This is a genomic window from Glycomyces tarimensis, from assembly GCF_054776215.1.
Genome location: NZ_BAAHCB010000020.1, coordinates 93,167 through 112,921 on the forward strand (window position 1 = coordinate 93,167; position 19,755 = coordinate 112,921).

A 19,755-nucleotide genomic window follows, 5' to 3' on the forward strand; every position below is an offset into this window, starting at 1 on the left:
CCGCCCCCTCAGACGCGCGGCCGATGCCGCCCCGCGCCCATCCTGCGAGTGTTGCAGCACATCGAACAAGGAGGGCCGGTATGGCAGTCATCGAGGTCAACGACCTGGTCAAACACTACGGCGCCCAACGCGCCGTCGACGGAGTCTCGTTCACAGTGGAGGAAGGCGAGATCTTCGGGATCCTCGGACCCAACGGCGCGGGAAAGACCACCACCGTCGAATGCGTCGAAGGACTGCGCAGGCCCGACTCGGGCTCCGTCTCGGTCATGGGACTGGACCCGCAGGCCGACGGCCACGAGCTCAAGCAGATCCTCGGCATCCAGCTCCAGGAGAGCCGCCTGCCCGACAAGATCCGCGTCGGGGAGGCGCTGGACCTTTACCGCTCGTTCTACCGTCAACCGGCCGACCCCGACCACCTCATCGACGCCCTGGGCCTGAGCGACAAGCGCAAGACGCCGTTCGCGAAGCTCTCCGGCGGCCAGCAGCAGCGCCTCTCCATCGCCCTCGCGCTGGTCGGCAACCCGCGAGTGGCCGTGCTCGACGAGATCACCACCGGGCTCGACCCGCAGGCGCGCCGCGACACCTGGGACCTCATCGAAGAGGTGCGCGACTCCGGGGTCACCATCATCCTCGTCACCCACTTCATGGACGAGGCCGAACGGCTCTGCGACCGCCTCGCCGTGATCGACGGCGGCAAAGTCGTCGCGATCGACAGTCCGGCCGGACTCACCGCCCGCGTCAGCGAAGAGGAGCGCGTCCGCTTCCGCCCCTCGGCGCCGTTCGACGATTCGCTGCTGCTCGACCTGCCCGAGGTCGCGGGGCTCACCCGCAACGGCTCGCAGGTCATCGTGACCGGCAGTGGCAACCTGCTCCAGGCCGTCACCTCGGTGCTCGCCCGCAACCACATCGTCGCCGCGGATCTGCGCGTCGACCAGGTCAGCCTCGACGACGCCTTCGTCGCGCTCACCGGCAAATCCCTCCAGAACTGACCCCGCCCCGGACAGGAGATCCCGATGTTCACCTTCATGAAACTCACCGCGAGCGAAGCGCGCCTCTTCGTTCGCGACCGCGCCGCGCTGCTGCTCGGCCTGGTGCTGCCCGCAGGCCTGCTGCTCGGACTCGGCGCCATCCCCGTCCTGCGTGAGCCCCTCGACGAGTTCGGCGGCGTCCGATTCATCGACTACTTCGCGCCGTCCATCGTCGTCATGGCCGTGGCCGTGATCGGCCTGACCAGTCTCCCGACGCTCGTGGCGACCTACCGCGAACGCGGCGTCCTGCGGCGCATGCGCACCACGCCCGTTCACCCCGGCGCGCTGCTCGGCGCGCAACTGGTCGTGAGCCTCAGCGCCGGCATCATCTCGGCCCTCCTGGTCGTCGTCGTGGGCAAGCTCGTCTACGACGTCCCGGTTCCGCAGCACGCGCTCGGCTTCGCCCTCGCCTTCATCCTCGGCATGGCGGCGGTCTTCTCCCTGGGTATGCTGGTGGCGGCCCTGGCTCCGAACGGTCGAACGGCCACCGGCATCGCGACGGTCCTGTTCCTGCTGATCATGTTCTTCGGCGGCGTGTACCTCCCGCGCACCATGATGCCGGACGTGCTCCAAACCATCGGCGACTACGTGCCGCCGGGTGTGCAGGCGCTGGTCGACAGCTGGAACGGCTACGCGCCGTCCGCGCTGCACCTGCTCGTCATGGGCGGGACGACCCTGGTCGTGGGGGCGGCCTCGGCCCGACTGTTCAAGTGGGAGTAACGATCATGGCGACGACGATGGTGGCGCAGACGGTGGACGAGATCCACGCGGATCAGTCGAAGCTTGACAGCGCCTTCAACCGTGTCCTCGACTGGATTCCGTACGTGACGCTGTGCACCTCCGTGGTGCTGAGCTTGGCGCTGTCGGACCGGTCCGCGGGCTACGACCTCGTCACCGTCGGCATCGCCGTCGCCGCAGCCGTGTGGGTCTACGCCGCCTACACCCGCCTCCGGTCCCAGCGGGAGGCGGCACCGGCGCGATTCGCCGTCTACGTCTTCGTCATGCTGGCCTTCGGCGCGGTCCTGATGAGCCGGGACATGCTGTTCTTCGTCTTCGTCATCACCGGCTTCTTCCACTCGGGGCTGCTCCGCCCCCTCCCGCTCATGGTCGTCGGCGTCGCCGCGAGCTCGATCGTGATCGACTCGACCATCCTCGGCCCCGAGGTCACGGTGGAGAAGGTCGTGATCTTCGTGGTCATCGTCGTGGTCCAGACCCTGGCGGTCAGCGGCGGCTACGTTCTCAGCGCGAAGGTCGACCGGCTCGTCAAGCAGCGCCACGAGGCCGTGGAGGCCAGGGAGGCGGCCCTGGAGGAGAACGCCGGGCTCCACATGCAGTTGCTCACCCAGGCCCGGGAGGCCGGCGTCCTCGACGAACGCCAGCGCCTGGCCCGCGAGATCCATGACACCGTCGCGCAGGGCCTCGCGGGCATCATCGCGCAGCTCCACGCCGCCGACGGCAGCGACGACGAGCTCCAGCGCCGCCGCCACCTCGACAGCGCGGCCGACCTCGCCCGCGACAGCCTCACCGAGGCCAGGCGGACGGTGCGGGCGATCGGGCCCTCGACGCTGGAGACCGCCCAGCTGCCCGAGGCGCTGGCGGAGGTGGCGGCCAAGTGGTCGCGGTCCCAGGGCGTGCCGGCCGAGCTGGTCACGACCGGCGAGGCCAGGCCGATGCACCCTGAGGTCGAGGTGACGCTGCTGCGCATCGCACAGGAGGCGCTGACGAACGTGGGCAAGCACGCCGAGGCCGGCCGCGTCGGACTTACACTATCCTATATGGAGGACCAGTTGGCGCTCGACGTCCGCGACGACGGCCGCGGCTTCGAGCCGGCCCGCACCAAGACCGCCGGCGGGACCGGCTACGGGCTGTCGGCGATGCGGCAGCGCGTGAACCGGCTCGCCGGAAGCCTCTCGATCGAGTCCGAGCCAGGGTCCGGCACGGTCGTCTCCGCCGCCGTCCCGGTGATCCCGCGCGTGGTGGCCGATGCCCGCTGAACCGATCCGGCTGCTCATCGCCGACGACCACCCGGTGGTGCGTGACGGGCTGCGCGGCATGTTCACCCGCGACGACGACATCGACGTCGTCGGGGAGGCCGCCGACGGCCGCGAGGCCGTGGACCGCGCGTCGGCGCTGCGACCCGACGTCATCCTCATGGATCTGCGCATGCCCGGGACCGACGGCGTCGCGGCCATCCGGGAACTCGCCGCGCGGGCTGTGCCCTCGAAGGTCTTGGTGCTGACGACCTACGACACCGACTCGGACGTGGTGCCCGCGATCGAGGCGGGCGCGTCGGGCTACCTGCTCAAGGACGCCTCCCCCGACGAGCTGCGCCGCGCCATCCGCACGGCCCACGAGGGCGGGACGGTCCTGGCGCCGTCGGTCGCCTCGCTGCTCATGGAGCAGGTGCGCCGACCGGCCGCGGCGGCCGGTCCGCTCAGCGAGCGGGAGCTCGAAGTGCTCACCATCGTCGCCAAGGGCCGCAGCAACAGGGAGGCCGCCGCGGAGCTGTTCATCAGCGAGGCCACGGTCAAGACCCACCTGCTGCACGTCTACGCGAAGCTCGGCGTCAACGACCGCGCCTCGGCCGTCGCGGCGGCCTACGAGCGCGGTCTGCTGCAACCGAGGGGCCGCTGAGGGCGCTCAGTCGTGCTGCTCGGCGGCGACGATCCGGCCCTGGTGGGTGTGGAGGACCCAGAACGCGCCCTTCGACAGGGCGATCTCGGTCGGCGGGGTCGAGCCGAGCTGGTGGCAGAAGTACTCGACGAGTTCGTTGATCGTCTCGCCGTGGCCGCAGATGAGGGTCGGGCGGTTCTCCGCGATGAGCCGGTCCATTCTGGTCATCGCCTCGCCGGGCTTGGCCGTGCCGGCGGTGAACTCGGGCAGGCCCGTCAACGGCACGCCCTCGGCCGCGCAGTACGGCAGCAGCGTCTCCAGGCACCGGGCGCTCGTGGCGCTGTAGGCATGGGGCGTCGGATAGCTCGCCAGCAGCACCTCCAGCTCCGAGGCGCGCTCGCGGCCGCGCTGGTTGAGCGGGCGCAGCTCGTCCTGGTCGAACCAGTCCGTTTTGGACATGGCGGTGGCGTGGCGCACGAAGGTGAACGGGACGGTCTCCCACGCCTCGTTGGACGCGAAGTCGGACAGGACCGGCTGGTCGCGCTCGTGGGTGAGGCGCTCGGCGGCTTCGCTCAGCGGCACCCATTCCAGGCCGTCGACCTCCCTGGGGTCCACCGCGCCGCCGACCGCGTCGGCCGATCCGGTGGCGCACCAGTAGTCGACGCGCTTGAGCTTGCCTTCCTTGTCGTAGAACGACGGTGCCAGGGGCCGGCCGAGGACGGGCCGCATGCCGGTCTCCTCGAACACCTCCCGCTGCGCCGCGGCCAGCAGATGCTCGCCCTTCTTGAGCTTGCCCTTGGGGAACGACCAGTCCCCGTACTTCGGACGGTGGATGAGCGCGAGCTCGGGTTCGTCCGGGCCCGGACGCCATAGGACGGCGCCGGCGGCGAAGATCTCGGGTTCGTTCAACGGTGCTCCTGCATCAGTACTTCCTGAAGGTCGATGCCGCCTCGCCGGCGGGACCACAGGCCGAGCGGGCCGAGCCTCCATGTCCTCGTGTCGTCGTCCATGCCGCGGTCGAGCATCGAGATGAGCTGCGCGCGGTGCGCGTCGCCGGTCACCTGCAGCAGCACTTCCACGCGGCGGTCCAGGTTGCGGTGCATCAGGTCCGCCGATCCCAACCATACTTCCGGGTCGCCCGCGTTCTCGAAGACGTACACCCGCGAGTGTTCGAGGAAGCGGCCCAGCACGCTGCGGACCCGGATCGTCTCGGACAGGCCGGGCACACCCGGTCGCAGCGCGCAGATGCCGCGGATGAGCAGGTCGACCTCCACTCCGGCCCGGCTGGCCCGGTAGAGGATGTCGATCATGTCCTCGTCGGTCAGGGAGTTGCACTTGAAGCGGATGCGCGCGGGCAGGCCCGCCCGGCAGTTCTCGATCTCGCGCTCGATGCGCTCGATCAAGCCCGGGCGCAGCGAATGCGGGGCCACCAGGAGGCGTTGGTATTCCACCGATCGCGAGTACCCCGTGAGGTGGTTGAAAACCGCGTTCACGTCCTCGCCCACGACCTGGTCCGTGGTGAGCAGGCCGAAGTCCTCGTACAGCCTGGCGGTCTTGGGGTGGTAGTTGCCGGTGCCGATGTGGCTGTAGCGCAACAGGCTTCCGTCGCTCTCCTGGCGGACGACGAGCGCGAGCTTGCAGTGGGTCTTGAGGCCGACGATGCCGTACATGACGTGGCAGCCGGCCTGCTCGAGCTTCTGCGCCCAGTCGATGTTGGCCTGCTCGTCGAACCTGGCCTTGATCTCCACGACGACGACGACCTGCTTGCCGGCGTCGGCGGCGCGGATGAGCGCGTCCACGATCGGGGACTTGCCGCTGGTGCGGTACAGCGTCTGCTTGATCGCCAGGACGTTCGGGTCGGCGGCGGCCTCCTCGATGAGCCGCTCCACCGACGCGGTGAACGAGTCGTAGGGGTGGTGGACCAGGACGTCCTGCTCGCGCATGACGCCGAACAGGTCGGCGTCGGGCGGCAGCACCGCCTCGGAGGGACGGAACCGCGGGTACTTCAGTTCGGGGCGCTCGAGGTCGGCGATGGCGCTCAGGCCGGACAGGTCGAGCGGGCCGGGGAGCTTGTAGACGATGTCCTCGTCGATGCCGAGTTCGGAGATGAGCCGGTCGAGCACGACCGGGTGGATGGTGTCCTCCACCTCCAGGCGCACCACCGGCCCGAAGCGGCGGCGCAGCAGCTCGCGCTCCAGGGTCTGGAGGAGGTTCTCGGTGATGTCCTCGTCGATCTCCAGGTCCTGGTTGCGGGTGACGCGGAAGGTGTGGTGGTCGACGACCTCCATGCCGGGGAACAGCTGGTTGATGTGCGCGGCGATGACGTCTTCGAGTGGCACGAAGCGCCCCGGGGCGACGGCCATGAAGCGCGACAGGAGCGCCGGGACCTTGACGCGGGCGAAGCGCATGGCGCCCTGGTTCGGGTCGCGGACCTGGACGGCGAGGTTGAGGGACTGTCCCGAGATGTAGGGGAAGGGGTGGACCGGGTCGACGACGAGCGGGGTGAGCACGGGGTAGATGCGCGTGCGGAACAGCTCGTGCATGAGCTGCCGCTCGGATTCCTCCAGTTCGTCCCAGCGAAGGATGTCGATGTCCTCCTTGGTGAGCAGCGGGGCGATCTCGTCGCGGAAGGTCTCGGCGTGCTCGAGGCTGAGCTGGTGGGCGAGCCCGGTGATCCGTTCGAGGACGTTCTGGGGCTGGCGGCCCGAGGAGGTGCGCACGGGCAGGCCGGTGGCGAGGCGGCGCATGAGGCCGGCGACGCGCACCATGAAGAACTCGTCGAGGTTGTTCGAGAAGATGGACAGGAAGCGAACCCGTTCGAGCAGGGGCAGTTCGGTGGATTGGGCCAGGCGCAGGACCCGGCCGTTGAACCGCAGCCAGCTCTCCTCACGGTCGAGGAACCGGTCGGGCGGCAAATCGTCGCCAACGAGAGGAACGGGCTCGCTATTCGTCATACATCACAATATTCTCGAGTAAGGTGAACTTCTGGTGAATCGACCTTGAAATCCCCACGCGTTCACGAGATCACAGCATATGTCCACAATGGAACTCCGGTTTGGTCGCGGGCGGCGGTTCACTGCCCGGTGGCGCCGTCGATACGCTCGCGGATGAGGTCGGCGTGGCCGTTGTGGCGGGCGTACTCCTCGATCATGTGCAGGTAGATCCAGCGCAGGGAGGCGGTCTTTCCGGACGGGTGCGTGAAGGTGTCGTCGAGGTGGCGCGGGGCCGCGGTGTCGCGGGCGGCGGCCACCGCGGCCCGGTATCGCTCGAACGCCTCGTCGGGATCGGCCGAGGCGGCCTCGTCGAAGCAGGCGTCGTAGTTCTTCTCGGAGCGGTAGTGCGGGTAGTCGGTCTGCCCGTCGAAGTTGTCGCAGAACCACCAGTACTCGACGTCGGTCATGTGCCGGACGAGCCCGAGCAGGGTGAGCGCCGACGGCTCGGCCGAGGGGTGCTTGAGCTGGGCCTCGGTCAGGCCGGAGCACTTCACCAGGAGGGTGTCGCGGTGGAAGTCGAGGAAGCTTTCGAGCATGGCGCGCTCGTCGGCCAGCAGCGTGGGGCGCCGGCGCTCAGTGTCGGGTGCGATCCAGTCCATGCCCCTCACCGTATAGGGGAGCGTTGATCACTCCCCGGTCCTGCCGTCGATGCGCTCGCGGATGAGGTCGGCGTGGCCGTTGTGGCGGGCGTACTCCTCGATCATGTGCAGGTAGACCCAGCGCAGGCTGCACTCGCCGGTGTGCGGATGCTCGGCGACGTGGTCGAGCTCGTGCTTGGCGGCGGCGGCCTTGGCCTGCGCGATCGCGGCCCGGTGGCGCTCGAAGGCTCCGGCCGGATCGTCCTTCGCGGCGTCGTGGAAGTCGGCGTCGAGGTCGTCGTCGCGCCCGTAGTACGGCAGGTCATGGGCGCCCTGGCCGTCGACGACCTCGCAGAACCACCAGTACTCGTTCTCGGTGACGTGGCGGACGAGGGCGAGCAGCGACAGCTCGGAGGATTCGACGGCGGCGCGCTTGAGTTGTGCCTCCTCGAGCCCGGCGCATTTCATCAGGAGCGTCTCGCGATGGCGGTCGAGCACGCCCTCCAGCAGCTCCCGCTCGGTGCCGACCCTGGCGGTCTTGGCGCGTTCGATCTCCGGTGCAGTCCACGTCATGGCGTGAGACTAGCCGTCCACCTGGGAGAACGCCATCGGATTACCGCCGCCTCGCCACGGGTAACCCCGCGTGAGCAAAGGAGGAGCCATGTCCGACGACCGAGAGCCGTACTCCGCACACGAGAAGGACAGCTTCGAGTGGATCGATGACGAGAAGCAGACCGAGGAGCCCGTCGAGGAGGAGATCCTCTCGATGGAGGACTACAAGGGCGCTGACCGGCACGGCACGACGCCGGCCGAGGAACGGCGGGGCGTGCCCCTCGACGAGGCCCTGGCCGAGGAGCGGCCGGACGAGCCGAGTGAAGCGGTGACCGACGAGTGGGCCTCGGGCCCTGACCCGCAGGCCGGGCAGCTCCACGACAAGGAGGACGTCTGGGCCGAGGAGTCGCCGTCCGCGGCCGCCGACCTCGGCGAGATCCATGTGACCGAGGACGACCGGGAGCACACCGAGACGATCCGCGAGTCCTGGGAGGAGGGCCCGCCTCCGGACCCGACCGACGACAGGGCCCTGGACGAGGACCGCGACGCCGAGCCCAAGGCCGACGACTGGCGCTGATCGGGCCGGTCAGCGCCGCCCCGGCGGCGCTTCGCGGGACGTTGTCGGGGTGAGCCGGTACTGTCCTGGCATGGGCGGCCTGACCGATGAGGAGCGTGAGCGGCTTCGGAACGTCATCGCGCTGCGCGTGGGGGCGCGGTCCGACGCCGGGGCGTTGACGACCGCGTATCTGGACGCGATGGCGCGCAGCGCCTACGCGCGGACCGTCGAGCCGGGGCCGGTGCCCACGAGCCTGACGTCGGAGCGCTCGGAGATCCTGGTCCAGATCAGCCGCCAACTCGGCCGCGTCATCGAGGACTTCGAGATCCAGGCGCTGTTCCGCGTCACACCGACGCAGGCGCGCTCCATGCGGCGGATGCTCCAGGCGACGCACAGCGACGAGGTCAACGAGCTCGATCTGGCGTGGTCCGAGGTGGGCGCCGTCAGGGGCAAGCACCGCAAGTCGGGCCGGACGGTCACCGGCGAGGTGGTGATCTTCGCGGCGGAGGACCGCAGGGACGCCTTCGTGGCCTACGCCGAGCGCACGGGCTACCCCGTCGAGGTGGTCCGGGGCGAGCCGGACGCGCCGTGGCAGGTCATCGTCGGCGACGCCTTTCCCATCGAGCAGCTCCCCGAGCGGCCATGACGAGCGCGGAGTCGGCGAGGGATCTCATCGCCTTCGCGGCCGGGCCGTCGGTCTTCGGGGTGCTGGCGGCGGTGATCTTCGGCGCGCAGACGCTGACCGCGCCGGAACGGGTGCGGTGGAAGGGATGGACGCTGCTGGCAGGCGGCATCGGGCTCGCCGCGTGGTTCGCGCTGTTCCTCGCGGCGGCCGCGCCCGCGCTCTACGCCTACTGGACGGACCGGGACCGCACGGAGCCGGTGTTCCTCCTGCTGTCGGCGAACTGGGTCGTCGTCCTCGTGGTGCTCATCGCCCTGCTCGCCAAGGCCAAGGCCGTGTGCCGGTACCTCGTCGGCTGCTACGCGCCCGAAGACCGCCCCTGGCCGGTCCGCGTCCTCGCGAGATGGGTGGGACGGACACCGCCGGGCACACCACGACGAGGCCGTTGAACGAGACGATGAGACGTCAGGAGCCGGGGGGCTCCGTCGGCGCGTCCGGAGCGCCGGGGCGAGGATCCGAGAGCACCCAGCTCACGAGCAGGTCCATCGCCTCGCGCGACGACGTGCCCGCCTCGGTCGTGTAGACGAAGAGCGCCTGATCGCGGTCGCCCGGCATCGTGAGCGTCTCGTACTGCACGCTCAGCTCCCCGACGACCGAGTGCCGCAGACGTTTGGTGCCGAACGTCCGCTGGAAGACGCCGTGCTCCTCCCACCAAGCGCGGAACTCCGGGCTGCCCTCGGCCAGCTCGGCGACGAGGTCTTTGGCGAGCTCGTCATGAGGGTCGGTGCCGAGGTCGAGCCGCAAATTCTCCACGCACGCCCGCGCGTGCTCGTCCCAGTCCAGGAACAGGGCCCGGGCCTCGTCGTTGAGGAACATCCAACGGGCGTAATTGCGCTCTTGCGGTCGCATCGCGTTGAAGTCGGTGAAGAGCGCCCGAGCCAGTCGGTTGCTCGCGAGCACATCGGTCCGCCGACCGAGGATCAGCGCCGGGTGCGCCTCCAAGCTGTCGAGGAGCTGGTGCAGGCCCGGTCGCACGCGCTGGACCGTCGGTTTGCGGCGGCGCGAGGTGCCCGCCACTGAGCCGACCAGGTGTCCAAGGTGGGCCCGGCCGGCCTCGTCGAGTCGGAGCGCCCGCGCGATGGCGTCCAGGACGCTGTCCGACGGCGTGATGCGCCGCCCCTGCTCCAGTCGCGTGTAGTAGTCGGTCGAGACGCCGGCCAGCAGCGCCACTTCCTCTCGGCGCAACCCGGGGACACGGCGGATCCGCCCGTCCTGCGGCAGCCCCGCCTGCTGCGGGTCCACTTTGCTGCGGGTGCGCTTGAGGAAGTCGGCGAGCTCGCGATTGACAGAGGCCATCACTCCATGATGCCAGCAGCGCAGGCCCACTGCCTGGGACTGCGAGTCCTAGGCGACCGCATCCCAGGGCGCAGAGGGCCTATGAAGAGGCCCGATCGGAGCCTTTCCAAGCCTAGGTTTGAGTCATCCCCGCCGAGTCGGCGACGGGATCAGGTTTGAAGAGGAGTTCCCATGTCCACCATCCGTTCTGCTCAGGTCGCCGAGGTCGGCGGTTCCTTCGACATCGTCACCGGCGCACCCGCCGAGCCCGGCCGCGGCGAAGTCCGCATGACCGTGGAAGCGGCCGGGGTCTGCCACACCGACCACTACTTCATCAACGGCGGATACCCCGTCGAGTGGCCCGCGGTGTTCGGCCACGAGATCGCCGGCCGCATCGACGCGCTCGGCGACGGCGTCGAAGGCTGGAACGTCGGCGAGCGAGTGGCCGTCGGCTGGTTCGGCGGCAACTGCGGCCACTGCGGCGCCTGCCGCGAAGGCGATTTCATCCACTGCGCCGAGGTGAAGGTTCCCGGGTGGCAGTACGCAGGCGGCTACGCCGACGCGACCGTCGTGCCGGTCACGGCGCTGGCCCGCATCCCCGAGAACCTGACCGCCGTGGACGCCGCCCCGCTGGGCTGCGCGGGGGTGGCCACCTTCAACTCGCTGCGTCGCAGTGTCGCCCGGGCCGGCGACAAGGTCGCGGTCCTGGGCATCGGCGGTCTGGGCCACCTCGGCGTCCAGTTCGCCAGCAAGATGGGCTTCGAGACCATCGCCATCGCCCGCGGCGAGGCGAAGGCCGATCTGGCCAAGCAGCTTGGGGCGCACCACTACATCGACTCCAACGCCGGTGACATGGCCACCCGGTTGCAGGCGCTCGGCGGCGCCAAGGTCGTGCTCGCCACGGCGATGAACTCGGCGGCGATGTCGGCCAGCATCGACGGGCTGCAGCCCAACGGCGAACTGCTCGTCGTGGGCGCCGCACCGGAGCCGATCGAGGTCAGCCCCTTCCAGATCCTGCCGACGAGCAAGACCATTCACGGGCACCCGTCCGGTACCGCGAAGGACGTGGAGGACACCATGCGGTTCGCCTCGCTGACCGGTATCCGCCCGATGACCGAGGTCTACTCGCTCGACGAGATCAACGCCGGTTACGAGCGCATGGTCTCGGGCGAGGCCCGCTTCCGCGTGGTGCTCACCACCGGCAGGTAACCGACAAGTCGAAAGGGCCGCGCCACCCGGCGCGACCCCGCAAACCACCCGTCTGACCACCCCGCGTGACGGGAGTGAGCATAGTGGACCCGTAGCAGATGCTGGAAAGCAAAGAACCCGCTGGAAAACCAGCGGGTTCTGTCTGCGGTCCCGACGGGATTTGAACCCGCGACCTCCGCCTTGACAGGGCGGCGAGCACTCCTGACTGCTCCACGGGACCTTGAGTTCGGATCGAAATCCTTCAAGGTCACTCGACCTCTTCAGTTATACCAGGCGGCTCCGAGTGATCGACGTCGCGCCTGGCCGTACCCCCAACGGGATTCGAACCCGTGTTACCGCCTTGAAAGGGCGGCGTCCTAGGCCTCTAGACGATGGGGGCGCACTGCGATCCTGACACGTGACGCATTGCGCCGCATCTCGATTTCGCCGGGCTTACCACCGCGGAACTCCGCTTGGGCTCGACAAGCATACGTGACACCACCGGGCCCGTCCACGGCGGGGCTCCAGTGAGACCGCCGTCTCAGCCGAGCTCGATCGCCGCTCGGGCCGTCTTGCTAGCGTGGGCCCATGGAGTTCGCCTACCTGGGACCGCGCGGCACCTTCACCGAGGCCGCGCTCCGCCGCTTGCCCGCCGCCAAGGGGGCGACGACCACCCCGATGCCCTCGATCGCCGAGGTCCTCGACGCGGTCCGGCGCGGCGAGGTCGACGCCGGCTTCGTCCCCCTCGAGAACTCCCAGGAGGGCACGGTCACCGTCACCATCGACGAGCTCGTGGGCGGCGAGCCGCTCGTCATCGCAGGGGAAGCCGTCCTCCCGGTCACCTTCGTGCTCGCCGCGAACAAGGCCGCGGACCAGATCGCCACCGTCGCCTCCCACCCCCACGCCCTCGCCCAGGTCCGCGGCTACCTGCGCCGCGAGCTCCCGAACGCCCGCGCGGTCAACGCCCTGTCGACCGCCGAGGCCGCCGAACGCGTCCTGGCCGGCGAGGCCGACGCCTGCGTCTGCGCGCCGTTCACCGCCGAGGCCGCCGGGCTGCCCGTGCAGGCTTTCGACATCGGCGACTCCGCCGACGCCGAGACCCGCTTCGTCCACGTCGTGCGCCCCTGCCCGCCGCCGGAGCCGAGCGGGAACGACATCACCTCCCTCGCCGTCTACATCGACCACGACCGGGTCGGCGCGCTCCTCGCCGTCCTCACCGAGTTCGCCATCCGCGGCATCAACCTCACCCGCATCGAGTCGCGCCCCACCGGTGAGGGACTCGGCCGCTACGCGTTCTTCCTCGACTGCACCGGCCACCTGTCCGAGCCGCGCATGGGCGAGGCGCTCATGGGCCTGCGCCGCATCTGCGCCGACGTCCGCTATCTCGGCTCCTACCGCCGCGATCACTCCGACGCGCCCGTCTCGCCGCCGCCGGGCCTGACCGACGCCGACTTCGCCGACGCCGCGTCCTGGCTCAAGCGCCTCCGCGAGGGCGGGAAACCGCGCTGAGTCGCCACCGCTCGCTTCACCGCTCTAGGGTGGGGGCATGGTCTCTCTGGTCGACGAACTCATCCTGCTCTCCTATGACGACGCCTCCGGCCGCAACCGGGCCCAGCACCTCGAGCTCGGCCTCGGCGGGGCGATCGTGTTGGAGTTGACGCTCGCCGAACGGATCGACGTGGTCGACAAGAAGGTCCAGGTCGTCGACGCGACGCCCACCGGCGACCGGCTCCTGGACGAGGTGCTGCGCCGCATCGCCGACGACAAGCCCCGCAAGCCGGCGGCCGTCGTCCAGCGCGCCGGCAAGGGCCTCACCCAGACCGTGCTCGACGACCTCGTCTCGCGCGGCGTGCTCGAGTTCAAGCGCGACAAGCTCCTCGGTGTCTTCCCGTTCCACCGCTACCTGCCGCGCGACCCTACGGCCGAAGCCGACGCCCGCGCCCGGCTCACCAGGGCCGTCGACATGGGCTCCGCCGCGGAGGCCCGCACCGCCGCGCTCGCCTCCCTGGTGTACGCGATGAAGATGCACTCGATCGTCTTCCCCGGTCGCCGCTCGGGCGAGGTCCGCAGGGCGCTCAAGGCCATCGCCGAGGGCTCGTGGGCCGGCGACGCCACCCGCAATGCGGTCGAGGCCGCGCAGGCCGCGGTGATGACGGCGGTCATGGTCGCGGCGACGGTGAGCACGACCTCCGCTGCGAACGGCTGACGCGGACCCTGCCGCGGGCGGGACTTGCCGTGGTTAGGTAGAGGCATGCCTGAAACATCCGCTTCGAATTCCGACCCCGCCCCACCAGAGGGCCCGGAGCCTCCCAAGGCATCGAAGCCCCCGAAGGCGCCCAAGCCTCCGAAACCGCCCAAGCCGCCCAAGCCTCCAAAACCCCCGAAGGCGCCCAAGGCGCCGAAGGGGCAGCCGCCAGAGCCATCGGAGGACGCCGACTCGCCGCCGTGGAATCAGCCGAAGCTGTCCGATCCCGAGCAGCTCCGGGCACTGGCGCACCCTGCCCGCCTCGCGGTCTGGGACTTTCTCGGTACCTGCCGGCTCGAAGGCCGTGTCGGTGCCACCGCAACCGAATGTGCCGAAGTCGCCGGCATGTCCCCGAGTGCCATGAGTTACCACTTGCGGACCCTTGCCAAGGCCGGTTTCATCGAGGAGGCACCCGGCCGCGGCGACGCGAGGGAGCGGGTCTGGCGTATCGGCATGCACAGTTTCAGCTTCGGGGCCGAGGCCGACGATTCTGAGAGCACCAAACTCGCTCAGAGCGCCGCCTCCCAGGCGTTGGCGGACAAGTTCAATGAGCACTACCTGCGGTGGGAGTCCGCAAAGTTCGACGTTGATCCGGAGACTCGGGACGCGTCCATGTTCACGCAGAGCAGGCTCCGTCTGACGGTCGAGGAGGCCGAAGCCATCCGGAATGGCATCCAAGAGATCTTGGAGCCGTACCAGCTGCGCACGGTCGAGCTGGTGGAGTCGAGCGAGTCGATCGACGAGTGCGACAACACCATGCTGTGGGATTTCGTGACACGGCTCTTCCCGCACGTCTAGGCGAGAACCTTCGAGAAAATCTGAAATAGCTCTTTCATATTTAGATATGAAAGAGTACTTTCGAAGTATGTCTTTCACATCCTTCAACGAGGGCACCCGCTGGTCCGACGTCCACGCCGCCGCCATGTGCGCCTTCCTCGCCGGCACGGCCATGTTCACCGCCGACTTCGCGCTGGCGATCCACCTCCAGTCCACCGGCCACGGCGGCGCGGCCGTGGCGGCGCTCATCATCTGCGCGACCCTCCCCCTGGTCGTCCTCGCCCCGGTCACCGGGCGCATGGCCGACCGCTTCGACAGCCGCGCCCTCATGGCGTTCAGCGGCGTCCTCCAGGCCGCCGCCATCGTCGCCATGACCCGCACCGACGAGCTGTACCTGCTGCTCGGCCTGGTCGTCCTGAACGCCTGCGGCACAGCGCTCCTCCAGCCGACCGTCAGCGCCCTCGTGCCCGCCATCACCGCCGAGGAGGACCTGCCGCGCGCGATCGCGCTGGTGCAGACCGGCACCCTCCTCGGGCTGAGCGCCGGGCCCGCCGCGGCCGGATTCGTCATCGCCGCCCACAGCGTCGACGCCGCACTCATCGCCGCCGCGTGCTGCGCGCTCCTGCGGTCGGTGCTGTCCTGCGACATCCGCACCCGCCGCGGCGGCATCCGCCGCGACCTCACCGAGCGACGCGAGAGCGGACGCCTGACGTGGAACCTGCGCGGGGACCGCCTGCTGCTCACCATGGTCGTCGGACTCAGCGCCGTCATCGGCGCGCTGTGCGCGGTCAACGTCCTCAGCGTCTTCCTCGTCCGTGAGGTCTACGGCGCCTCCGAGAGCACCTACGGCCTGGTCCGGGCCTCCTGGACCATCGGCATGGTCGCCGGAGCCTGGATCGCCGCCGCCCTCATCCGGCGGATGCGGCGCGACTCGTCCCTCGCCTGGCTCCAGATGGCGTGCCTCGCCGGCATCGGCCTGGTCAGCCTCGTCCAGGGCGTGCCGCTGTTCACGGTGCTGCTGCTGGTGCCGATCAACCTCATCGGGGGTGTGTTCAACGCCGGGGAGAACTCGGCGCTCGGCATCGCCGTGGCGCGCCGCGTCCCCGAGCGCTTCCGAGGCCGCGCGAACGCGAGCATCGGCGCGAAGGTCAACGGGGCGACGCTCAGCGGGTACTTCCTCGGCGGCGTCCTGTCGACCTTCCTGGAGGTGCGCACCTCGTTCCTCATCGTCGGCCTGGTCTCGGTCGCGATCGTGGCGCTGTGCGTCCCGGGCATCCGCCGCGCCACCCGGGCGGAGGCCGACGAGGACGCGACGCCCGAATCCGAGCGCGTCATGGCCGCGGCATGAGCGCCGCGCTAGTCGGGGTAGGTCCGGATCTCGGTGGCCTTCACCGCGGCCCACACCCGCAGACCGGAACGCAGTCCCAGCTGCGCGGCGGCGGCCGGCGTGACGTCGGCGGCGGCGCGCAGGGGGCCGTCGAGCTGGACGCGCAGGTTGTCGCCGTGCCGGTGGACGCCCGTCACCGTGGCCTCCCAGACGTTGCGCGGGCTGCCGTCGGGCCGATGAGCGTGCAGGGCGACCGCGCTCGGCGCGAAGGCCGCGAACGCGTCGCCGTCGAGCGACTCGGCGACGGTCAGCACCTGGCCGTCCCCGATGTGGACGCTCCGCCCCTCGGAGCGGCCGCGGTAGAGGTTGAGGCCGACGAGCCTGGCGACGTAGTCGCTGCGGGGCCGCGCCGTGACGCTCTCGGCGTCGCCCTCCTGCACGACCGCGCCGTCCTCGATCACGACGAGCCGGTCGGCCAGGACCAAGGCGTCGACCGGGTCGTGCGTGACCAGCACGGCCGCCCCGGCGTGCGAGGACAGGTGGCCGTGCAGTTCGGCCCGGGTGTCGAGCCGGGTCCGAGCGTCGAGCGCCGCGAGCGGCTCGTCGAGCAGCAGCAGGGTCGGCTCGACCGCGAGCGCCCGTGCCAGGGCCACCCGCTGCGCCTGGCCGCCGGACAGCTCCCGCGGCTTGCGCCCGGCGAGCTCCGCCAGGCCGACGCGAGCGAGCCAGTCGGCCGCCAGCTCGCGGGCCCGGGCCCGGCCCACGCCTTGCCGCCTCGGTCCGAAGGCCACATTGTCGAGCGCGCTCAGATGCGGGAACAGCAGGTAGTCCTGGAAGACGACGCCGATGCCGCGCCGCTCGGGAGCCACCCACGCCTGCGTCGCGGGCCGGTCGAGCTCCCGTCCGGCAAGGGCCACATGGCCGCCGCTCAGCGCGTGGAGCCCGGCGAGCGCCCGCAGCGCCGTGGTCTTGCCGGCCCCGTTGGGTCCCAGCAGTGCCACCGTCTCGCCCGCGTCGACGCGCAGCGGCAGGTCGAGCGCGAATCCGCCGCGCTCGGCCACGATGCGGGCGTCGAGGCTCGGGCTCATGGCGTCGTCCAGCGTTCGCGCAGGCACACCAGGACGGCGACCGACACGGCGAGCAGGATGAGGCTGAGCACGATCGCGGCCTCCAGATCGGTCTCGAGCGCCAGGTAGACGGCCAGCGGCATCGTCTGGGTGCGGCCGGGGAAGTTCCCGGCGAAGGTGATCGTCGCGCCGAACTCGCCGAGCGCGCGTGCCCAGCACAGGACGGCCCCGGCCGCGACGCCGGGAGCGACCAGGGGCAGCGTCACGCGCGTGAAGACGGTCCAGCGCCCGGCGCCGAGCGTCGCGGCGGCCTCCTCGTATCGGGTGTTCGCGCCCCGGAGCGCCCCTTCGACGGAGACGACCAGGAACGGCATCGCCACGAACGTCATCGCGAGCACCACGCCCGCGGTGGAGAACGGCAGCGTGATTCCGAACGTCTCGTCGAGCCAGGAGCCGACGAGGCCGTTGCGGCCGAAGACGAGCAGCAGCGCCACGCCGCCGACCACGGGCGGCAGCACCAGCGGCACGGTGACCAGGGCCCGCACGAGGCGCCGGCCGCGGAAGTCGGCGCGGGCGAGCAGCCACGCCAGCGGGATGCCCAGCAGCAGACACAGCACGGTCGAGGCCGTCGCGGTGACCACGGAGAGGCGAAGGGCCTCCAGGACCGCGGGCTCGGCCAGGCGCCGCGGCATGGTCGACCAGGGGGCGCGGAGGAGGAGTCCGGCGAGCGGCAGAGCCAGGAAGGCGATGCCGAGCAGTGCCGGGACGAGCAGCGCGAGCGGGATTCGCTGTCTGCGGGAGCCGTCGGCGGTGCGCATCGCGGGCCTACGGCGCCTGGAAGCCCGCCGCGGTGAGTACCGCGAGCGCCTCGTCGGACCGTACGTACTCGGCGAAGGCCGCCGCCGCGGACGGGTTCGGTGCGTCGTCCAGCACCGCGATCGAGTAGTCGTTGACCGCCGTGGCCGACTCGGGGAAGTCCACGCCGTCGACGCCGTCGACGCCGCCGCTGGCGGCCTTGACGTCGGTGCGGTAGACCAGCGCGGCGTCGACCTCGCCGAGGGCGAGCTTCGCGAGCGCGGCCTTGACGTCGGATTCGTAGGTGACGGGCGTGAGGTCGACGCCCGCGGCCTCGATCGCCGTCCGCGCCGCCGCTCCGCACGGGACGGCCTCGGCGCACACGGCGACCTTGACCTCGGGGTCGGCGAGGTCGTCGGGCGAATCGATGCCGAGCGGATTGCCCTCGGCGACGGCGATGGTCAGCTCATTGCGGGCGAAGACCTCCGGGTCCTCCGCGTGTCCTTCCTGGATGACCTCGTCCATGTTCGTCGGCGCGGCGGAGGCGAACACGTCGGCCGGGGCGCCCTCGTCGATCTGTGCGGCCAGGGAGGCGCTGCCGGCGAAGTTCAGGACGACGTCGATGCCCGGGTCGGCGTCCTCGAAGTCGGTGGCGATCCGGCCGAACGCCTCGGTCAGCGACGCGGCGGCGAAGACGTGGAGGGCGCCGGAGGGCTCGTCACGGCCGCCGGTCGTGCAGGCGGTCAGGGCGAGCAGTGCGGCGGCCAGGACGGCGGCGGCGGGCTTCACGAGGGGGGCCGTTCTCTGGCGGGGCCGGGGGCGGATCGTTCGATGACGACGGTCGTCGACTTGACCACGGCGACGGCCACGGACCCGACCTGGAGATCGAGCTCGTCGACGGCCTCGCGGCTCATGAGCGAGACGATCCGGAACGGGCCCGCCTGGAGGTCGACCTGGGCCATGACGGCGTCCTTGGCGATGGCGGTGACGATGCCGCGCAGGCGGTTGCGCGCCGAGGACTCGCCGGAGCCCGGCTCGGGCGCGGCGGCGCGCGAGCGGGCGAAGGCGGCCAGGTCGACGCCGTCGACCACGCGGTGGCCGTGCTCGTCGCGCGCGGCGGCGATCCGGCCGCCGTCGATCCAGCGCCGGAGGGTGTCGGCGCTGACGCCGAGCAGGCCGGCGGCCTCGCCGATTCGGAAATGCGTCACGAAACGCAGTCTACCGCTCGCATCTGCGAAGGGAAAGCGCCGAATTCACCGCATCTGCGGCAGTCAGCCCCAGCCGAGCTCGTGGAGCCGGTGCTCCTCGATCCCGAAGTGGTGGGCGATCTCGTGGACCACGGTCACCGCGACCTCCTCGATCACCTCTTCCACCGAGGAGCACATGCGCAGGGTCGGTCCCCGGTAGATGGTGATGGTGTCGGGCAGGACTCCGCCGTACTCCCAGCCCCGGTCGGTCAGCGCCGTCCCCTGGTAGAGCCCGAGCAGGCCCTTGTCGGGCCCGTCCGGCTCCTCCTCGACCAGGATGACGACGTTGTCGAGCATCGCCATCAGCTCCTGCGGCACCTCGTCCAGGGCCTCGGACACCGCCGCCTCGAAATCCTTCTTGCTCATCTCAACCGCCACACGCCCACGATATGGCCTCGGCGGCGGGCCGGTCAGCCCCGGTGGCGGCGACGCTTCGTCTCCGCGCCGTCCTCGCTGTAGCTCACCCACTCGCCGACCTTCTCGCCGTGGTCGTAGACGCCCTCGTCGAGCAGCTCGCCATTGGCGTGCCAGCGGCGCCAAGGCCCGTGCTGGAGGCCGTTGACGAAGGCGCCCCGCTGGAGCGGGCCGCCGCCCTCGCGGTACCAGACCCACTCGCCGTCGAGCGCGCCCATCTTGTAGGCTCCCTTGGCCTTGACGCGGCCGTTGCGGAAGTAGAACGTCCACGGGCCGTTGCGCTCGCCGTCGGCGTAGTCGCCTTCGCCGGAGAGCTTGCCGTCCTTGAACCGCTCCTGTGCCATGCGCTCAGCCTACGGGCGGCCCCTTCGCGACGCCCGCGCTCGGAGCAGTCCGTCCCGCGTCCGGTATATGGCTT

23 protein-coding genes and 2 tRNA genes are annotated in these 19,755 nt (G+C 70.5%); 12 read left to right on the forward strand and 13 right to left on the reverse strand.

All coding sequences use genetic code 11. The features are described 5' to 3' along the window. The first annotated feature begins 80 nt into the window (after positions 1-80). From ACYVK3_RS15070 to ACYVK3_RS15085, 4 genes are read left to right on the forward strand one after another with little or no spacing between them, the layout of a single operon-like run. A complete protein-coding gene (locus ACYVK3_RS15070; RefSeq protein WP_460498156.1) occupies positions 81-989 on the forward strand; it encodes an ABC transporter ATP-binding protein in 909 nt (302 codons plus the stop codon). Positions 990-1,013: 24 nt separating this feature from the next. Further along, positions 1,014-1,748: an ABC transporter permease gene (locus tag ACYVK3_RS15075; protein ID WP_460498157.1), complete on the forward strand. Its 735-nt coding sequence runs from the start codon at positions 1,014-1,016 to the stop codon at positions 1,746-1,748. Between the two features lie 5 nt (positions 1,749-1,753). Continuing rightward, entirely contained in the window at positions 1,754-3,022 is a 1,269-nt protein-coding gene (locus ACYVK3_RS15080) for a sensor histidine kinase (RefSeq protein ID WP_460498158.1), read from the forward strand. Then, positions 3,012-3,662 (forward strand): transcriptional regulator, encoded by a 651-nt coding sequence (locus tag ACYVK3_RS15085; protein WP_460498159.1) that lies wholly within the window; start codon positions 3,012-3,014, stop codon positions 3,660-3,662. Before ACYVK3_RS15080 ends, ACYVK3_RS15085 begins: the two co-directional genes overlap by 11 nt. A gap of 6 nt (positions 3,663-3,668) precedes the next feature. Here the strand turns inward: ACYVK3_RS15085 and ACYVK3_RS15090 are convergent, their stop codons facing one another. The 4 genes from ACYVK3_RS15090 to ACYVK3_RS15105 form a co-directional block, all read right to left on the reverse strand. Beyond that, positions 3,669-4,550, reverse strand: coding sequence for an NUDIX hydrolase (locus tag ACYVK3_RS15090; RefSeq protein ID WP_460498160.1), 882 nt, complete (start codon positions 4,548-4,550; stop codon positions 3,669-3,671). Continuing rightward, positions 4,547-6,595 (reverse strand): RNA degradosome polyphosphate kinase, encoded by a 2,049-nt coding sequence (locus tag ACYVK3_RS15095; protein WP_460498161.1) that lies wholly within the window; start codon positions 6,593-6,595, stop codon positions 4,547-4,549. Before ACYVK3_RS15095 ends, ACYVK3_RS15090 begins: the two co-directional genes overlap by 4 nt. Positions 6,596-6,714: 119 nt before the next feature. Beyond that, positions 6,715-7,233 (reverse strand): DinB family protein, encoded by a 519-nt coding sequence (locus ACYVK3_RS15100; RefSeq protein WP_460498162.1) that lies wholly within the window; start codon positions 7,231-7,233, stop codon positions 6,715-6,717. 27 nt (positions 7,234-7,260) lie between these two features. After that, positions 7,261-7,785, reverse strand: a complete 525-nt coding sequence (locus ACYVK3_RS15105) for a DinB family protein (protein ID WP_460498163.1) — start codon at positions 7,783-7,785, stop codon at positions 7,261-7,263. Positions 7,786-7,873: 88 nt separating this feature from the next. Here ACYVK3_RS15105 and ACYVK3_RS15110 point away from each other — a divergent pair, with 88 nt between their 5' ends. The 3 genes from ACYVK3_RS15110 to ACYVK3_RS15120 all read left to right on the forward strand — a co-directional run bounded on the left by ACYVK3_RS15110 (position 7,874) and on the right by ACYVK3_RS15120 (position 9,391). Continuing rightward, a complete protein-coding gene (locus tag ACYVK3_RS15110; RefSeq protein ID WP_460498164.1) occupies positions 7,874-8,341 on the forward strand; it encodes a hypothetical protein in 468 nt (155 codons plus the stop codon). A 70-nt stretch (positions 8,342-8,411) separates the two neighbouring features. Next, positions 8,412-8,966, forward strand: coding sequence for a hypothetical protein (locus ACYVK3_RS15115; RefSeq protein WP_460498165.1), 555 nt, complete (start codon positions 8,412-8,414; stop codon positions 8,964-8,966). Continuing rightward, a complete protein-coding gene (locus ACYVK3_RS15120) occupies positions 8,963-9,391 on the forward strand; it encodes a hypothetical protein (protein ID WP_460498166.1) in 429 nt (142 codons plus the stop codon). The genes ACYVK3_RS15115 and ACYVK3_RS15120 overlap by 4 nt, the downstream gene beginning before the upstream one ends. 16 nt (positions 9,392-9,407) lie before the next feature. On the opposite strand, the gene ACYVK3_RS15125 is transcribed toward ACYVK3_RS15120, so the two are convergent. Beyond that, positions 9,408-10,298 carry a helix-turn-helix domain-containing protein gene (locus ACYVK3_RS15125; RefSeq protein ID WP_460498167.1) on the reverse strand — a complete coding sequence of 297 codons (891 nt, stop codon included), beginning with the start codon at positions 10,296-10,298 and terminating at the stop codon, positions 9,408-9,410. A gap of 171 nt (positions 10,299-10,469) precedes the next feature. On the opposite strand from ACYVK3_RS15125, the gene ACYVK3_RS15130 reads away from it, so the two are divergent. Beyond that, the gene (locus ACYVK3_RS15130; protein ID WP_460498168.1) at positions 10,470-11,486 is read left to right on the forward strand and encodes an MDR/zinc-dependent alcohol dehydrogenase-like family protein; all 1,017 of its coding nucleotides are present in this window, start codon (positions 10,470-10,472) and stop codon (positions 11,484-11,486) included. Positions 11,487-11,631: 145 nt separating this feature from the next. Here ACYVK3_RS15130 and ACYVK3_RS15135 read toward each other — a convergent pair. Beyond that, positions 11,632-11,706 (reverse strand) — tRNA-Asp (locus tag ACYVK3_RS15135). 86 nt (positions 11,707-11,792) lie between these two features. Further along, a tRNA-Glu gene (locus ACYVK3_RS15140) sits at positions 11,793-11,865 on the reverse strand. A gap of 188 nt (positions 11,866-12,053) precedes the next feature. On the opposite strand from ACYVK3_RS15140, the gene pheA reads away from it, so the two are divergent. From pheA to ACYVK3_RS15160, 4 genes are all read left to right on the forward strand, one after another. Continuing rightward, positions 12,054-12,974 (forward strand): prephenate dehydratase, encoded by a 921-nt coding sequence (gene pheA, locus ACYVK3_RS15145; protein ID WP_460498170.1) that lies wholly within the window; start codon positions 12,054-12,056, stop codon positions 12,972-12,974. A 37-nt stretch (positions 12,975-13,011) separates the two neighbouring features. Further along, positions 13,012-13,671 carry a GOLPH3/VPS74 family protein gene (locus tag ACYVK3_RS15150; RefSeq protein WP_460498171.1) on the forward strand — a complete coding sequence of 220 codons (660 nt, stop codon included), beginning with the start codon at positions 13,012-13,014 and terminating at the stop codon, positions 13,669-13,671. A 45-nt stretch (positions 13,672-13,716) separates the two neighbouring features. Further along, the gene (locus tag ACYVK3_RS15155; protein ID WP_460498172.1) at positions 13,717-14,508 is read left to right on the forward strand and encodes an ArsR/SmtB family transcription factor; all 792 of its coding nucleotides are present in this window, start codon (positions 13,717-13,719) and stop codon (positions 14,506-14,508) included. A gap of 67 nt (positions 14,509-14,575) precedes the next feature. Next, a complete protein-coding gene (locus ACYVK3_RS15160) occupies positions 14,576-15,835 on the forward strand; it encodes an MFS transporter (RefSeq protein WP_460498173.1) in 1,260 nt (419 codons plus the stop codon). A gap of 8 nt (positions 15,836-15,843) precedes the next feature. Here ACYVK3_RS15160 and ACYVK3_RS15165 read toward each other — a convergent pair whose 3' ends face one another. The 6 genes from ACYVK3_RS15165 to ACYVK3_RS15190 form a co-directional block, all read right to left on the reverse strand. Further along, complete coding sequence (locus ACYVK3_RS15165) at positions 15,844-16,902, reverse strand: ABC transporter ATP-binding protein (protein ID WP_460498508.1); 1,059 nt, start codon at positions 16,900-16,902, stop codon at positions 15,844-15,846. After that, on the reverse strand, positions 16,899-17,699 hold the full coding sequence (locus tag ACYVK3_RS15170; protein WP_460498175.1) for a molybdate ABC transporter permease subunit: 801 nt from the start codon (positions 17,697-17,699) through the stop codon (positions 16,899-16,901). Before ACYVK3_RS15170 ends, ACYVK3_RS15165 begins: the two co-directional genes overlap by 4 nt. Positions 17,700-17,706: 7 nt before the next feature. After that, entirely contained in the window at positions 17,707-18,465 is a 759-nt protein-coding gene (gene modA / locus ACYVK3_RS15175; protein WP_460498176.1) for a type 2 periplasmic-binding domain-containing protein, read from the reverse strand. Continuing rightward, positions 18,462-18,884, reverse strand: coding sequence for a TOBE domain-containing protein (locus tag ACYVK3_RS15180; protein WP_460498177.1), 423 nt, complete (start codon positions 18,882-18,884; stop codon positions 18,462-18,464). Before ACYVK3_RS15180 ends, modA begins: the two co-directional genes overlap by 4 nt. Positions 18,885-18,947: 63 nt before the next feature. Further along, entirely contained in the window at positions 18,948-19,289 is a 342-nt protein-coding gene (locus ACYVK3_RS15185; protein WP_460498178.1) for a metallopeptidase family protein, read from the reverse strand. Positions 19,290-19,333: 44 nt separating this feature from the next. After that, positions 19,334-19,681 carry a toxin-antitoxin system YwqK family antitoxin gene (locus ACYVK3_RS15190; protein WP_460498179.1) on the reverse strand — a complete coding sequence of 116 codons (348 nt, stop codon included), beginning with the start codon at positions 19,679-19,681 and terminating at the stop codon, positions 19,334-19,336. Positions 19,682-19,755 lie beyond the last annotated feature (74 nt).